This is a genomic window from Bradyrhizobium valentinum (assembly GCF_001440405.1).
In the GTDB taxonomy this organism is placed as follows: Bacteria; Pseudomonadota; Alphaproteobacteria; order Rhizobiales; family Xanthobacteraceae; genus Bradyrhizobium; species Bradyrhizobium valentinum.
In genome coordinates, this window is sequence record NZ_LLXX01000151.1 from 29,458 (window position 1) to 29,830 (window position 373).

At 64.1% G+C, this 373-nt stretch carries 1 pseudogene; it reads left to right on the forward strand.

The features are described from left to right. Positions 1 to 152 (forward strand): annotated as a pseudogene (locus CP49_RS47890) (CtpF protein); the annotation flags it as partial. Positions 153 to 373: the final 221 nt, after the last annotated feature.

Sequence of the window (373 nt, forward strand, 5' to 3'; positions counted from 1 at the left end):
ATGGCCAGATGATCGCGGAAATCTCCGCCACACATCGCACCACCGAAATGTTCCTGCAGATCGCGCAGCGGCTTACCGGCCGCGGCGAGACCAAAAAGCCGAAGAGTTCGTTGCTGTCGCCCTTGATCGAGAAGTTGCGGGCCAAGAAGTAGGTCGCCCGCGTGGAGTGCCATCGTGTTCGGTAAGCGTAGTGGAAATGATAGTGATACGCGGGTATTGAAGCCCGCCATTCAGGCGCCGGAGCCGGCTTCAGCGCCGGCCGTTGCGCGCGAGATGGCCGCGCCGGCCGTCGCTTCGCCTCCAATCGCGCCCATGAAGGCGCCACCGCCCGCCGCGGCCGTGGAGGCGCGGCGATCCGACAATTATTACCAGG